15 protein-coding genes are annotated in these 12,518 nt (G+C 62.7%); 4 read left to right on the top strand and 11 right to left on the bottom strand.

Translation table 11 applies throughout. The features are described from left to right. Positions 1 to 101 precede the first annotated feature (101 nt). Positions 102 to 998 (top strand): LysR substrate-binding domain-containing protein, encoded by an 897-nt coding sequence (locus CO657_RS16895; RefSeq protein ID WP_054185090.1) that lies wholly within the window; start codon positions 102 to 104, stop codon positions 996 to 998. A 229-nt stretch (positions 999 to 1,227) separates the two neighbouring features. Beyond that, a complete protein-coding gene (locus tag CO657_RS16890; protein WP_054185089.1) occupies positions 1,228 to 2,034 on the top strand; it encodes a phytanoyl-CoA dioxygenase family protein in 807 nt (268 codons plus the stop codon). A gap of 94 nt (positions 2,035 to 2,128) precedes the next feature. Here the strand turns inward: CO657_RS16890 and CO657_RS16885 are convergent, their stop codons facing one another. The 3 genes from CO657_RS16885 to CO657_RS16875 all read right to left on the bottom strand — a co-directional run bounded on the left by CO657_RS16885 (position 2,129) and on the right by CO657_RS16875 (position 5,891). Next, complete coding sequence (locus CO657_RS16885; protein WP_054185088.1) at positions 2,129 to 3,103, bottom strand: threonine ammonia-lyase; 975 nt, start codon at positions 3,101 to 3,103, stop codon at positions 2,129 to 2,131. 122 nt (positions 3,104 to 3,225) lie between these two features. Continuing rightward, positions 3,226 to 4,962, bottom strand: coding sequence for a gamma-glutamyltransferase (gene ggt, locus CO657_RS16880; protein WP_054185087.1), 1,737 nt, complete (start codon positions 4,960 to 4,962; stop codon positions 3,226 to 3,228). Between the two features lie 74 nt (positions 4,963 to 5,036). Next, positions 5,037 to 5,891 carry a helix-turn-helix transcriptional regulator gene (locus CO657_RS16875; RefSeq protein ID WP_179612246.1) on the bottom strand — a complete coding sequence of 285 codons (855 nt, stop codon included), beginning with the start codon at positions 5,889 to 5,891 and terminating at the stop codon, positions 5,037 to 5,039. 120 nt (positions 5,892 to 6,011) lie between these two features. Here CO657_RS16875 and CO657_RS16870 point away from each other — a divergent pair, with 120 nt between their 5' ends. After that, positions 6,012 to 6,728, top strand: coding sequence for an SDR family oxidoreductase (locus tag CO657_RS16870; RefSeq protein ID WP_054185086.1), 717 nt, complete (start codon positions 6,012 to 6,014; stop codon positions 6,726 to 6,728). A 20-nt stretch (positions 6,729 to 6,748) separates the two neighbouring features. Here the strand turns inward: CO657_RS16870 and CO657_RS16865 are convergent, their stop codons facing one another. From CO657_RS16865 to CO657_RS16840, 6 genes are all read right to left on the bottom strand, one after another. After that, positions 6,749 to 7,804 carry an alpha/beta fold hydrolase gene (locus tag CO657_RS16865; RefSeq protein ID WP_012558893.1) on the bottom strand — a complete coding sequence of 352 codons (1,056 nt, stop codon included), beginning with the start codon at positions 7,802 to 7,804 and terminating at the stop codon, positions 6,749 to 6,751. 116 nt (positions 7,805 to 7,920) lie between these two features. Then, on the bottom strand, positions 7,921 to 8,535 hold the full coding sequence (locus CO657_RS16860; RefSeq protein WP_012558892.1) for a tetratricopeptide repeat protein: 615 nt from the start codon (positions 8,533 to 8,535) through the stop codon (positions 7,921 to 7,923). Positions 8,536 to 8,646: 111 nt separating this feature from the next. Next, complete coding sequence (gene ykgO, locus CO657_RS16855; protein WP_003566454.1) at positions 8,647 to 8,772, bottom strand: type B 50S ribosomal protein L36; 126 nt, start codon at positions 8,770 to 8,772, stop codon at positions 8,647 to 8,649. 164 nt (positions 8,773 to 8,936) lie between these two features. Beyond that, positions 8,937 to 10,013 carry a 5-(carboxyamino)imidazole ribonucleotide synthase gene (locus tag CO657_RS16850; protein ID WP_003585740.1) on the bottom strand — a complete coding sequence of 359 codons (1,077 nt, stop codon included), beginning with the start codon at positions 10,011 to 10,013 and terminating at the stop codon, positions 8,937 to 8,939. After that, positions 10,010 to 10,504 (bottom strand): 5-(carboxyamino)imidazole ribonucleotide mutase, encoded by a 495-nt coding sequence (gene purE / locus CO657_RS16845; RefSeq protein ID WP_037073830.1) that lies wholly within the window; start codon positions 10,502 to 10,504, stop codon positions 10,010 to 10,012. Before purE ends, CO657_RS16850 begins: the two co-directional genes overlap by 4 nt. Positions 10,505 to 10,522: 18 nt before the next feature. Then, positions 10,523 to 10,726 carry a YdcH family protein gene (locus CO657_RS16840; protein WP_003566445.1) on the bottom strand — a complete coding sequence of 68 codons (204 nt, stop codon included), beginning with the start codon at positions 10,724 to 10,726 and terminating at the stop codon, positions 10,523 to 10,525. A 228-nt stretch (positions 10,727 to 10,954) separates the two neighbouring features. Between CO657_RS16840 and CO657_RS16835 the strand changes: the two genes are divergently transcribed. Continuing rightward, positions 10,955 to 11,128 carry a YdcH family protein gene (locus CO657_RS16835; RefSeq protein ID WP_003566443.1) on the top strand — a complete coding sequence of 58 codons (174 nt, stop codon included), beginning with the start codon at positions 10,955 to 10,957 and terminating at the stop codon, positions 11,126 to 11,128. Between the two features lie 200 nt (positions 11,129 to 11,328). Here CO657_RS16835 and CO657_RS16830 read toward each other — a convergent pair whose 3' ends face one another. Both CO657_RS16830 and CO657_RS16825 read right to left on the bottom strand, forming a co-directional pair. Continuing rightward, on the bottom strand, positions 11,329 to 11,589 hold the full coding sequence (locus CO657_RS16830) for an ArsR/SmtB family transcription factor (protein WP_003542830.1): 261 nt from the start codon (positions 11,587 to 11,589) through the stop codon (positions 11,329 to 11,331). A gap of 158 nt (positions 11,590 to 11,747) precedes the next feature. Next, the gene (locus CO657_RS16825; RefSeq protein ID WP_003585735.1) at positions 11,748 to 12,512 is read right to left on the bottom strand and encodes a sulfite exporter TauE/SafE family protein; all 765 of its coding nucleotides are present in this window, start codon (positions 12,510 to 12,512) and stop codon (positions 11,748 to 11,750) included. Positions 12,513 to 12,518 lie beyond the last annotated feature (6 nt).

Below are 12,518 nucleotides of genomic sequence, written 5' to 3'. Positions count from 1 at the left end.
TCGGGCCGTCGTCGGCCTTGACAACAGCACCATCGCACGACACGATGATGCCGAAAATCAGAATTTTATGAACCGGTGGTCCTAAAAAATGGGATTATGTGATGCGACGGACGATCTTCGATCTCGATGTGCTTCGAAGCTTTTCGACCGGCATGGAGCTCGGCAATTTTGCCAAGGCGGCCGAAAAACTCGGACGTTCCACCTCGGCAGTGAGCGCGCAGCTGAAGAAGCTGGAGGAGCAGGCGGGCACGCCGATCTTCCGCAAGGCCGGGCGCGGACTGGCGCTGACCGATGCCGGTGAGACGATGCTCGGTTATGCCAGGCGGTTGCTGGAGTTGAACGACGAGGCGGCGGCGGCCGTGCACAGCATCGAGCTTGAAGGCTGGGTGCGGCTTGGCCTGCAGGAGGATTTTGGCGAGACCCTGCTGCCGGAGGTGCTCGGCCGCTTTGCACGCGCGCATCCGAAGGTCCGCGTCGAGGCGCGGGTGGTGCGCAACGTTGAACTGCTTGAGCGCGTCACCTCAGGCAAGCTTGATCTGGCGCTCGCCTGGAGCGACGGCACGGCGACGGCGCATTGTGAGCGCATCGGCGAGGTGCCGATGCGCTGGATCGGGCCTGCCGAGAGATCGCCCGACTGGCATGCGGCAAGTGGCGAGCCGATACCGCTCGCCTCGCTGGAGGCGCCATGCCTGATGCGCAGTGCGGCGACCCGGGCACTTGACGAAGCCGGCATTTCCTGGCGTCTCGCCTTCGTCAGCTCCAGCCTCGGCGGCCTCTGGGCCGCGGCGGCCGCAGGCCTCGGCATCTCTATCCGCACACCAATCGGATTGCCGGCAAAGGTCCGGCCGCTGGCGCCGGAGACGATCGGCTTACCTGATTTGCCGAAGCTCGGGCTGGTCCTGCATCGGGCCGAAGCCGAACCGCAGCCGGCGGCGGCCCGGCTTGCCGAGCTCGTGCTGCAGTCGGTGCATGGCGCGCTTCGCGGGACGGCGGCCTGACATTGCCGCATTGACCCTTGGATCGCGTGGCTATAGCTTCGGACTGCTATGAAGACGATCACTCTCAATATCGCTACGGCCTTCTTCTTGAGCCTTTAAAGCTCTGCCTTCGGGCATCGGAAGATGCGGCCGCTTGCCAGCCTTCGCGGCTGGCGCGTTGCCGTTGGTGCAACCACCCTGCATCTGGCCAAGGAAAGAGCCGGCAGGATTGGCGATAGAGAGATATTTCATGACATCAAATGTTTACCCGCCGGCGCTGAGCGCCGCGCAGATCGAGCAATTCATCGAGGACGGCTTTATCCGGATCGACGAGGCTTTTCCCCGCGATCTGGCCGAGGAAGGTCGTGCCATCATGTGGCGCGATATTCCCTTCGATGCGGATAATCCAAGGACATGGAGCCAGCCGGTGGTGCGGCTTGCCGGTTATGGCGGCGGCCCGTTCGAGAAAGCCGTCAATACACCGGTATTGCATTCGGCGTTCGACCAGCTTGTCGGCAAAGGGCGCTGGGAGCCACGCACCGGGCTTGGAAGTTTCCCGGTGCGCTTTCCCCATCCGGACGATCCCGGCGATGCCGGCTGGCATGTCGATCTGAGCTTTCCCGGTGGGGATTCCGATCCGAACGAGCAGCGGGACTTTTCCGCCTGGCGGGTGAATATCACCTCGCGCGGACGGGCGCTGCTGATGCTTTTCCTGTTCTCGGATGTCGGGGAAGAGGATGCGCCGACCCGCATCCGTATCGGCTCGCACAAGGATGTCGCGCGCCTTCTGGCACCGGCGGGCGAAGCGGGTATGGCGCATCTCAGGCTGGAGCATGTCGGTGAAGACCGGCCGCTGGCCTTGGCGATGGGACAGGCCGGCACGGTCTATCTGTGCCATCCGTTCCTTATCCATGCAGCGCAAAAACATCGCGGCAAAGAGCCGCGCTTCATGGGGCAGCCCGGCCTTGCACCCTCCGAACCGCTACGGCTCGAGCGGGAGGACGGCGTCTATTCGCCGGTCGAGATGGCAATCCGCCAGGCGCTTCAATCCATCTGACGGCAAATCCGGCATTCGGCTCGAGAGAGCCGGATGCCGCACGACTTGCATTTGTTATCGGGGCTGTCGCGCGGCTGGCTGCCGCACGATGCCCTCAGCCGAAGCGTTCGAGCGCCATGGCGAAGATATCGGCATCGACATTGCCGCCGGAAGTGACGGCGACCACCGTGTCGCTTTCCAGCGCTTCGCCATGGAAGAGGGCGGCGGCGAGCGCCACTGCGCCGCCGGGCTCGACGACGATCTTCAGCCTGACGAAGGCGAGCGCCATGGCGCGCAGCGCCTCCTCGTCGGTGACGACGATGCCGGCGCCGGCGAGGCGCTTGAGGATCGGGAAGGTGATATTTCCGGGCTGCGGCGTGACGATCGCATCGCAGATCGAGCCTGATACCGCCACGTTGCGCTCGATCCTGCCTGAAGCAAGCGAGCGGGCGGTATCGTCGAAATCCTTGGGCTCGCAGGGGCGGACGCGAAAGCCGGGAGCGCTGGCTTCAAGCGCGAGTGCGATGCCGGAGGTCAATCCGCCGCCGCCGCAGGGCACGAGGACTTCGGCTGATGTCACGCCTTCCTCTTCCGCCTGCTCGGAAATTTCGAGGCCGGTCGTGCCTTGGCCGGCGATCACCAGCGGTTCGTCGAAGGGTTTGATCAGCGTCAGGCCGCGCTCGGCCGACAGTCTCGCGCCGATCTCGTCGCGGTCCTCGTTGACGCGGTCGTAGAGCACCACTTCGGCGCCGAAGGCGCGGGTATTGGCAATCTTCAGCTTCGGCGCGTCGCTCGGCATGATGATGACGGAGGGCACGTTGTGCAGCTTGGCGGCAAGGGCGACACCCTGGGCATGGTTGCCGGAGGAGAAGGCGATAACGCCCTTCGAGCGTATCACCGGATCGAGGCCGGAGACGGCCGACCAGCCGCCGCGAAACTTGAACGAGCCGGAATGCTGCAGGCATTCCGCCTTCACGAACAGGCGCCGGCCGGCGATTTCGTTCAGGAAGGGAGAGGAGAGAAGCGGCGTGCGCCTCGCATGACCGCGCAGACGGGCGCGGGCGGCGACAATCATTTCAATGCTGGCCATTCGGGAATCGTCCTGCTTGCGGGTTCGCTCATGCTTAGGGCGCGGCCAGCCATTTGTGAACGGCGACTTTGTCACCGTGACATGAATGGCCCGTCGCATTTGTCGCCCGCTGCTGGCGATCGTCAGTAGCCGCTCGCCGAACCTTCAGTCGCGCGGCTGTCCATGGCGCCGTTATAGCGCGCACCGCCGCCCTTTTCGATGGCGGCGAGGCTTTTGCCGCCGACGAGGATGCCGGCGGCCTGGCCCCAGAGCGGCGCGTCATTGCCGCCATCGAAGCTGTAGCCCATGGCGGCGAGGGTCTTTTCCGTATCGGGCGAAATTGCATAAGGTTCGAGATAGACCTTATCGGGCTGCCATTGATGGTGGATACGCGGCGCATTCACCGCCTGGCTGATATCCATGCCGAAATCGACCACGTTGAGGATCGCCTCCAGCGTGATGGTGATGATGCGCGAGCCGCCGGGGCTGCCGATCACCATGAAAGGCTTGCCGTCCTTGGTGACGATCGTCGGGCTCATCGAGGAGAGCGGTGTCTTCTTCGGTGCGATGGCGTTCGCCTCGCCCTGGACGAGGCCATAAAGGTTCGGCACGCCGGGCTTGGAGGTGAAATCGTCCATCTCGTTGTTGAGCAGGACGCCGGTGCCGGGCGCTACGACGGCAGCGCCGAAGGAGCCGTTCAGCGTATAGGTGACGGCGACCGCATTGCCCTCGTCGTCGATGATCGAATAATGCGTCGTCTCGGTGCTTTCCTTGCCGCCGAGCGGTTTAAGGTTGGCCGACGTGCCGGCCTTGTAGGGATCGATCTTGGCGGCGATCTCCTTGGCATAGGTCTTGTCGATGAGTTTTGCGACCGGGTTCTCGACGAAATCGGGATCGCCGAGCGCAGCGTTGCGGTCGACATAGGCATAACGCATAGCCTCGACCATCACATGCACGGTTTCGGCCGAGCCGTAGCCCAGGTAGGAAATCGGATAACCTTCGAGAACGTTGAGGATCTCGCAGATGATGACGCCGCCGGAGGAAGGCGGCGGCGAGGAGATGATGTCGTAACCGCGATAATTGCATTCGACCGGCTTCAACTCGCGCACGGCATATTGCTCGAAATCTTGCCTGGCGAGGATGCCGCCCTTAGCCTGGCTTGCCTTGACGATCGCTTCGGCGGGCGCGGCCTTGTAGAAGGCGTCAGGACCTTTTTCCGATATGGCCGCCAGGACCGCGGCAAGGTCGGGCTGCTGGAGCTTTTCGCCCAATGCATAGGCTTTGCCATCGGGTTTCAGGAAAATCTTCGCCGCCGCCTCGTCCTTGGCGAGGCGCTTGGCGCTGCCGGCGAAACTTGCGGCATCGCCCTGTTCCAGCGTGTAGCCTTCCCTGGCGAAGCGAAGTGCCGGTGCGATTAGATCCTGGCGCGGCTTTGTGCCGTATTTCTCGCGTGCGGTTTCGAAGCCCATCACGGAGCCGGGAACGCCGACGGCAAGATAGCCGTCGAGGCTGGCGCGCGGCACGATATCGCCCTTGGCATCGAGATACATTGTCTTCGTGGCGGCAAGGGGCGCGCGTTCGCGGAAATCGAGGAAGGTCTTGGTGCCGTCCTTCAGGCGAATGGTCATGAAGCCGCCACCGCCGAGATTACCGGCCGAGGGATAGACGACCGCCAGCGCATAACCAACGGCAACGGCTGCATCGACGGCATTGCCGCCGCCCTTCAGCACCTCGACGCCGACATCGGTCGCCAGATGCTGGGCGGTGACGACCATGCCGTGCTCGGCCTCGACAGGCGCGGGCGAGGCGGCGAAAACAGAGGTCAGGCTCAGCGACAGTGCCGATATGACCGAGATCGTCCCGATATGCAGGCGGCCCATGATTTCCCCTCCTATGGACAATGATGGAAAACATATGGGGCCGCGACGGCCCGAGGCAATGCAAGGGTTTGGCTTTAGGCAAGAAGCTCGGCGAGTTTCCGGTTGGTGTCCTCGTCATCCAGCGGCGTATAGACGACGAGCTTCATCTCCGGCCGGTTCGTCAGTGTCAGCCCCGTATGCTCGAAGCACATGCGGCCTTTAACCGGATGATCGATGCGTTTGATACCCGACAGCGGGCTGACGACCTCGTGGCGCTGCCACCAGTCACGAAATTCAGAGCTTGCCTGTTGCAGCAGCGCGATCAGTCGCTCGAAATCCGGATCACCGGCATAACGTGCGCTGTCGGCGCGAAACATCGCCAGCGAGACGCGGGCAACCGCCTCCCAATCGACGAGCAGCCGGCGATGCGCCGGGTCGGCGAAGAGGCGATGCATGGTGTTGCGCTGGTCACGGTCGAGCGTGTCATAACCGCCGAAGAGTACTTCGGCGGCGCGGTTCCAGGCGAGCACATCCCACCGGCGGCCAAGCACATAGGCCGGTTGGTGGGTGAGGTTGGCGAGCATGCGCTGCAGCGGTTCGTCGACGCATTCGGGCGCGCTGGATACTGTCTGCGCGATCTGGCGGTCGTTGAGGGTGAAGAGATGTTGGCGCTCAGCCTCGTCAAGACGCAGCGCATCGGCAAGGGCATTGAGCACCTGTGCCGAGGCGCGGACATCGCGGCCCTGTTCCAGCCATGTGTACCAGGTGGTGCCGACGCCGGCGAGCATGGCGAGTTCCTCCCGCCGCAGACCTGGCGTGCGCCGGCGAAAACCTTCCGGCAAGCCGACTTCGGACGGCGCCAGCCGCTCGCGACGAGAACGCAGGAAGGCTGCAAACTCACGGCGGCGGGCTTCGAATGTGTCGGCTCTCTGGTCCATGCCGGGGATCATATCAGTATCGATACCAGGATAAAAATGGAACTGTTTGACGTTTCCAGGCGGCGCATGATGCAGGCGCCGCGTGTGATTGAAGCGCCTGCGGCTAGACTAATCTAATCAAGGAACAGCATCATGTCTTTACAGCATGCCGTCGTCATCGGCGGGTCTTCCGGTATCGGCTTTGCCACGGCGAAATTACTTTTAAAACAGGGATATACGGTCACCATTGCGGGCCGCGACGGCGAGAAGCTTGCCGCGGCGAAAGCATCACTCGACGGCGATCTGCGGAGCCTCGTGCTTGATGCGGCGAAGGTATCGGCACTCGGCGAGGCTTTTGCCGGGATCGGCGCGTTCGGTCATCTGGTGCTGGCCATGGGCAGCGGTCACGGTGCCGGACCTTTTGCTACACTCGATATGGCGGATCTGCTCGCCGGGTTCCAGACCAAGCTCATTCCGCATGCCGCGGCAGCCCAGGCAGCATTGCCGCTACTGCAGCCGGGCGGCAGCATCACTTTCGTTTCGGCGGTCAGTGCGCAGGCCGCGATGCCCGGTACGGCTGGGCTTGCTGCCGTCAATGCCGGCATCGAGGCGATGGTGCCGGTGCTGGCCGCCGAATTGAAGCCGCTGCGGGTCAACGGCGTTTCACCGGGGGTCGTCGATACGCCGTGGTGGAGTTTTCTGCCGTCGGAGCAGCGTGGCAGCGTCTTTGCGGACTTCGCCAGCCGCACGCCAGTCGGTCGCGTCGGCAGGCCGGAGGATATCGCGGAGGCGATCGCCTTCCTGATCGGAAACGGCTTCATGAGTGGCCATGTGATCACCTGCGACGGCGGTGTGCGTCTCAGCGCCTGATGAAACTCGAGCCACAGAGGTCATGCGCCGCGAAGGGCGCCTGGCCGCAGCGACGGCGCGGCTCCAAGCGTCCTATCGCGTGATGCGGCGGCGAGCCTCTCTTCGGCCCGGCGGGCGATCGCCTGAAGGTCGCGCGGCATGCCGGCGATCTTCTCGATGGCGGCGACGGCGACATCGGTTGCGAGATAATCCGGCTTGTGGCCGACACCGCGAACGGTGATGAGTTCGGAGCCTGCTATATCGCGGGCCAGGCCGCGTGAGTGCAGGTGCTCCCAAACGATCTCGTCGCTGTCGCCTGTGATGATGACGGTCGGCGCGGTGATCTTCGCATAGAGCGGCGACTGCTCCTTCACATAGGCAAGCAGTCTCTTGAAATCGGCGGCATTGTTGTAGAAAGCGTCGGGTCGCAGCACCAGCGACGGACCGGTCCTTTCGATGTAGTCGGCCGGGCGCGGATTGGGGTGGAAGACGTTGCGCGTGCCGCGCTCCAGCCGGCTGAGACCGAGCGGCACGACGATCGCGTGGTTAAAGAGCCAGCCGAGGACCGGTGCGGTTGCGACGTGATAATACCAGTCGATGCCACCCGGCCAGGGGTGGGTGGCGGGGGCGAGGAAGAGCAGGCCCAAGGTCTTATCGGGATGGCGCAGGCCGAAAGCGGCGGTGATCGCCCCGCCGAAGGAATGGCCGACGATGACAGCTTTTTCGATGCCGCGCTTTTCCATCAGCCTGGCGATCGCGTCGGCCTGACCGGAAGGGACAGCGTTATCAGGGCCGCCGCGTTCGGAATAACCGTGGCCGGGACGATCGACGAACAGCATCTCGGCCCGGCCTTCGAGTGCGGCGCGGAAGGCCACGACCTGGTCGAGCAGATTGCCGCTGGCGCCGTGAATGAAGACGAGGGTCGGCAGGTCGGCGCCTTCGGGGCGCTCGATATGGACGGCGTTCATGCGGTAGCCGCCGACATCCGTCAGTTCGCCGATATTCGGATAGGTTTGTTCGAATTGCCGCGCCTTGTAGGAGGAGTAGCCGATGGCGGCGGCGAGCGGGGCGAGAAGAGCGGAAACTTCTGCAAGCATGATCTTAACGGGCGATAGTTGCGGCGGTTTTGCCGAGAGCGGGCGCGCTGCGTCGTTTCCCGTTTAAAGTTCTAAGTTGCGCGGCTTGGCCGGAGGTCAAGATCAACGCCCGAGGATCAGGTGCGGTTGCCGGCAAGTTTTTCCGCAAGCGTGTTGACCTGTTCTTGCGCGGTGCGTTCGGCGGGGTAGATGTCAAGAAAACGCTCCCAGGCCTTCAAGGTCAGCTGGTCATTGCCGGAATTGCTGAGGATCGCCGCCATGCCGGAGAGCGCGCCGAAATGGCGCGGCTCGAGATCGAGCACCCGTTCGATATCGGACATCGACTTGCGATAATTGCCCATGACGAAGTTCAGCGTCGCGCGGCGGTTCCAGCTTTCCGCATAATCGGGTTTCAGCGCGATCGCCTCGTCAAGGAAATCGAGGGCGGCGGGATTGCGCTTTTCCTCGATCGCCTTGTCGGCCCACTGCATCAGCAGATTGATGGTGGCGCTGCCGGAATCGTTCCATTCCATGCGAATCTCATTTGCGATGCCGCTGGCTTTGTCGGGGTCACGCTCGCGTTTCAGCTGGCTGAAGAGCTGGTCGAGGTGTTGTTTCGGCGAATTGGTGACATCCGCCTGCTCGACAATAACGTCCTTTTCCGCGGCAGTGGCCGGAAAGGTGGCGGTGAAGAAGATGAGGGCGAGCGGCAGCGCCGCTGACGTCAAAGCAAAAAAGCGCATGGCGGACATATTAGCCCGCCAACGCCGAAGATCAAGCAAATTTGACGTGATCACCGCAGCGACCCACCGGATATCTGCCGGCGCATACTCACGCGGGCGAAGCGATCCGGGCGCGCGAAATCAGCCCTGACGGGCCTTGAAGCGCGGGTTCAGCTTGTTGATGATGTAGATGCGACCCTTGCGGCGAACCAGACGGTTGTCACGGTGGCGAGCCTTGAGCGACTTGAGCGAATTCTTGATCTTCATTTTTCTGATCCGCGATCTCTATGGGGGAATTCACATTCGCCCGTATCTTTAACAATCAAAAGCGCGCCATCGGGCGCGCTGTTTAGGTGGGGGAGCAGATACCCCGTCACCTTTTCCGTGTCAACCGCATGACGGTGTTTTTCCCAAGGCGAAGCTGTGTTTTCTCAGGCCAAAACCGGCGATTTCGGCGTCAAGGTGGTGACATGGCCCATCTTGCGGCCGGGACGCCATTCCGTCTTGCCGTAGAGATGAACCAGGGTATCGGGGCGTTGCAGCCAGTCGGGAACGGCCAGGATATCGTCGCCGATCAGGTTCTGCATGACGCAGTCGGAATGCCGCTCGGCATTGCCGATCGGCAGGCCTGTGACGGCGCGGATATGCTGCTCGAACTGGCTGACGACGCAGGCGGCCTCCGTCCAGTGGCCGGAATTGTGGACACGCGGCGCCATCTCGTTGGCAATCAGGCCGCCATCGGCAAGCACGAAGAATTCGATGCCGATGACGCCGACATAGTTCAATGCTGCAAGGATCTTTTCGGCCGATCGGCGCGCGGCGTCCGCCGTCGCCGGCGAGATCGCCGCCGGAACCGTTGAGGTGTGAAGGATGCCGTTGCGATGGACATTCTCGGCGGGATCGAAGCAGACGACCGTGCCGTCCGTGGCGCGGGCGGCGATGATCGAGACCTCGCGTTCGAAGGCGACGAAACTTTCGAGGATCAGCGGCACGGCGCCGAGCGCGGCATAGGCGCCATCAGCGCTGTCGGCGGCTGAACGGAAAACCCTCTGGCCCTTGCCGTCATAACCGAGACGGCGCGTCTTCAGCACGCCCTGGCCGCCGAAATCCCGGAGTGCCGCCTCAAGATCGGCCTGGCTGTCGATCGCATGGAAGCGGGCGGTTGATATGCCGCAATCATTCAGGAAGCGCTTTTCGACCAGGCGGTCCTGGGCGGCCTCCAGCGCCTTCGGCGGCGGATAGACGGGAATGCTTGCCGAAAGCGCCTCGGCGGCTGAGACGGGCACGTTCTCGAATTCGTAAGTGACGACATCGCAGACATCGGCGAGTTCGGCCAGGGCCGCCGGATCGTCATAGGCGGCGGTGATCTGCCGGTTGGCGAGCTGGGCGGCCGGGCAGTCGGCCTGCGGCTCGAGAATGACCGTGCGAAAATTCAGCCTGGCAGCGGCAATGGCCAGCATGCGGCCGAGCTGGCCGCCGCCGATGATACCGATCGTTCTTGCCGTCATAGGTCGTCCATCGGGTATTCGGCGACGGCAGCACTCTGGCGCTCGCGCCACTCGTCGAGCCGGTCGGCGACTTCTTCGTCGGAAAGGGCAAGCACGGCGGCGGCGAGAAGGGCGGCGTTGACCGCGCCGGCCTTGCCGATGGCGAGCGTGCCGACAGGAATGCCGGCTGGCATCTGCACGATGGAAAGAAGGCTGTCCTGGCCGGACATGGTTTTGGACTGGACCGGCACGCCGAAAACCGGCAGCGGCGTCATCGATGCGGCCATTCCAGGCAGGTGGGCGGCGCCGCCGGCGCCGGCGATGATGACCTTGAAGCCCTCGGCCCGTGCACCCTTGGCAAAATTGACCAGCCGGTCGGGTGTGCGGTGCGCCGAAATGATGCGCGCATCATAAGGAATCTCAAGCGCCTCCAGCGTGTCGGCGGCGTTCTTCATGGTCTCCCAGTCGGACTGGCTGCCCATGATGATGGCGACGGACGGTCGGTCTGTCATCATTTGTCGCTATCCCCCTCAGGCGATGATGTCAGGGATGATCTGATCTTCCAGCTTCGAAAGCCTGTCCTTGATGACGAGCTTCTTCTTCTTCATGCGCTGGATCCGCAGAGCATCGCACCCGATCTGGATCATGGCGTTGATCGCGGCGTCGAAATCCTCGTGCTCCTGGCGCAGCCGCGCCACGGTGAGCCTGATTTCCGCCTGTTCCTGATCGGCCATATGCATTCCCCGTTATCGTCCCCGGACCTTGTCCGATCTGCCGATGATTTCCGCAAGCTCCTATCACCAAATACGGGTAACGGCTAGTTAGTCTTGATCATGAAATTGCCATCCAGTCTTCATCTTTTGGCCTTCGACAAGCCTTCAAAAATATGTCACAGTCCGCCGCGTTGACACCTTGATCCCCGACGATGTTGGCCGGGGAGGGTAAGAGGAAGGAAGGGTCAAATGACAGTTCAAGCTCATCTTGAATCACTCCAGAAAAAGCATGTCGCTCTTGAAGAGGAGCTGCACGCGCTCAGAACAGCTCCCTCTATCTCCGATACGGAAATTGCCGAATGCAAGCGCCGCAAGCTGCGCATCAAGGACGAGATCATGCGTCTCAAGTCATCCGTCCACTGATCTTCCCAAGGGTCGCCGGTCGATCATCTTGCGAAAGAAAAGGTAAATCCATCCATTCCGCCTGAAATCAGCAAGACCCGGTGATTTTACACCAGAATTGCGCCAGCCCGATGCCAGCGGCATCGCGGCTGGCGCTTTTGCGAGTGTCGCGCTTCAAGTCACATCCATATGAGGGGCGGGGCTGTAATTGTGAGCCTGCTTCAAGCCCAGAACTGATCCAGCCATAGATTGAGCTTGTCGAAACCGCGGTTGTTGACCGTGTAGATGCGTTTCGTGCCTTCCGAGGTCACCGAGACGAGGTTGCTGTCGAGCAGCGCCTTCAGGTGCTGCGACACGGCGGGGCGGCTGATCGGCAGGCCCTCGGCGAGTTCGTTGACGGTCCGCGGCGCACGACGCAATTCCTCCAGCAGAAAACGCCGGTTCGGATCGGCAATCGCAGAGAAGGGGTCCGTGTTCGACATAGCGGGAAAGCTACGTCAAACCGGCCGTTCCAGCAAGGAAATTGTGCATTGCAGCGTACTACGGCGTCGCAGTCTTTCAGACGCGCTAGGGATGGTTACACTTAGCATTGCTGCATTAGCTCGGTTCCGATTGAAGGAATTACTCAGCACGGCCGCCCTTACCAGCCAAGACCCTCGCGCACGATGAGGAAGGCGGCGATCAGGGCCATCGCATACATGAAGGGATAGAAGATCGCCGGCTTCATGCGGCGCACACACCAGGCGCCGGCAAGGGTGGCGAGCGGGGCGAAGGGCAGGAGCGTTGCGGAGGTCGCCAGATTCTGGGTGTCGAGCTGGCCGAGTGCGAAATAGGGAATGAGCTTGATGGCGTTGAGGATCGCGAAGAAGCGCACGCTGGTACCGGTATATTCGCGTGGCTGCAGCTTGAGCGGCAGGGCATAGATCTGAAAAGGTGCGCCTCCCGCATGGGCGACGAAGCTGCCGTAGCCGGAAAATGTACCCCAAAGGCCGGCGGCAACCGGCCGCTGGCCGCGCGGCGGGACGATCTTGCCGGCGCCCGGGCCATAATTGTTCCAGAAATAGCGCAGGCAGAAGAGGATGGTCACAGCGCCGATGACGATGCGCAGCATGTTGCCCGGAACGAGCGCCGAGGTCGCCCAGCCCAGGGCGATGCCGAAGACTGCGCCCGGCAGCATGATCTTCAGCGTCGCCCAGTCGCCGTGCTGGCGCCAGATGACGAGCGAGATCATGTCCATAAAGACCAGGATCGGCAGCAGGATGGCCGCCGCCTCGACCGGCGAGACGACGAGGGCGAGGAAGGGCAGGCCGATCAGCGACAAAGCGTCGCCCATACCGCCCTTCGCGAGGCCCACCAGCAGAACCGCGGGCACAGCGGCATAGTAGAATGATAAATCCTGCGGCATGCTTTC

The organism is Rhizobium acidisoli, assembly GCF_002531755.2.
Classification (GTDB): domain Bacteria; phylum Pseudomonadota; class Alphaproteobacteria; order Rhizobiales; family Rhizobiaceae; genus Rhizobium; species Rhizobium acidisoli.
Note: the sequence above shows the minus strand (reverse complement) of the source record. Positions and strands in the feature narration are given on the sequence as shown.

Coding starts and splice junctions, on each gene's coding strand:
- CO657_RS16860 (WP_012558892.1), bottom strand. CDS start 8,535: ATGTCCGCCATGCGCTTTTTTGCTTTGACGTCAGCGGCGCTGCCGCTC.
- ykgO (WP_003566454.1), bottom strand. CDS start 8,772: ATGAAGATCAAGAATTCGCTCAAGTCGCTCAAGGCTCGCCACCGTGAC.
- CO657_RS16885 (WP_054185088.1), bottom strand. CDS start 3,103: ATGGCCAGCATTGAAATGATTGTCGCCGCCCGCGCCCGTCTGCGCGGT.
- CO657_RS16895 (WP_054185090.1), top strand. CDS start 102: ATGCGACGGACGATCTTCGATCTCGATGTGCTTCGAAGCTTTTCGACC.
- CO657_RS16890 (WP_054185089.1), top strand. CDS start 1,228: ATGACATCAAATGTTTACCCGCCGGCGCTGAGCGCCGCGCAGATCGAG.
- ggt (WP_054185087.1), bottom strand. CDS start 4,962: ATGGGCCGCCTGCATATCGGGACGATCTCGGTCATATCGGCACTGTCG.
- CO657_RS16870 (WP_054185086.1), top strand. CDS start 6,012: ATGTCTTTACAGCATGCCGTCGTCATCGGCGGGTCTTCCGGTATCGGC.
- CO657_RS16830 (WP_003542830.1), bottom strand. CDS start 11,589: ATGTCGAACACGGACCCCTTCTCTGCGATTGCCGATCCGAACCGGCGT.
- CO657_RS16835 (WP_003566443.1), top strand. CDS start 10,955: ATGACAGTTCAAGCTCATCTTGAATCACTCCAGAAAAAGCATGTCGCT.
- CO657_RS16840 (WP_003566445.1), bottom strand. CDS start 10,726: ATGGCCGATCAGGAACAGGCGGAAATCAGGCTCACCGTGGCGCGGCTG.
- CO657_RS16850 (WP_003585740.1), bottom strand. CDS start 10,013: ATGACGGCAAGAACGATCGGTATCATCGGCGGCGGCCAGCTCGGCCGC.
- CO657_RS16825 (WP_003585735.1), bottom strand. CDS start 12,512: ATGCCGCAGGATTTATCATTCTACTATGCCGCTGTGCCCGCGGTTCTG.
- CO657_RS16865 (WP_012558893.1), bottom strand. CDS start 7,804: ATGCTTGCAGAAGTTTCCGCTCTTCTCGCCCCGCTCGCCGCCGCCATC.
- CO657_RS16875 (WP_179612246.1), bottom strand. CDS start 5,891: ATGATCCCCGGCATGGACCAGAGAGCCGACACATTCGAAGCCCGCCGC.
- purE (WP_037073830.1), bottom strand. CDS start 10,504: ATGACAGACCGACCGTCCGTCGCCATCATCATGGGCAGCCAGTCCGAC.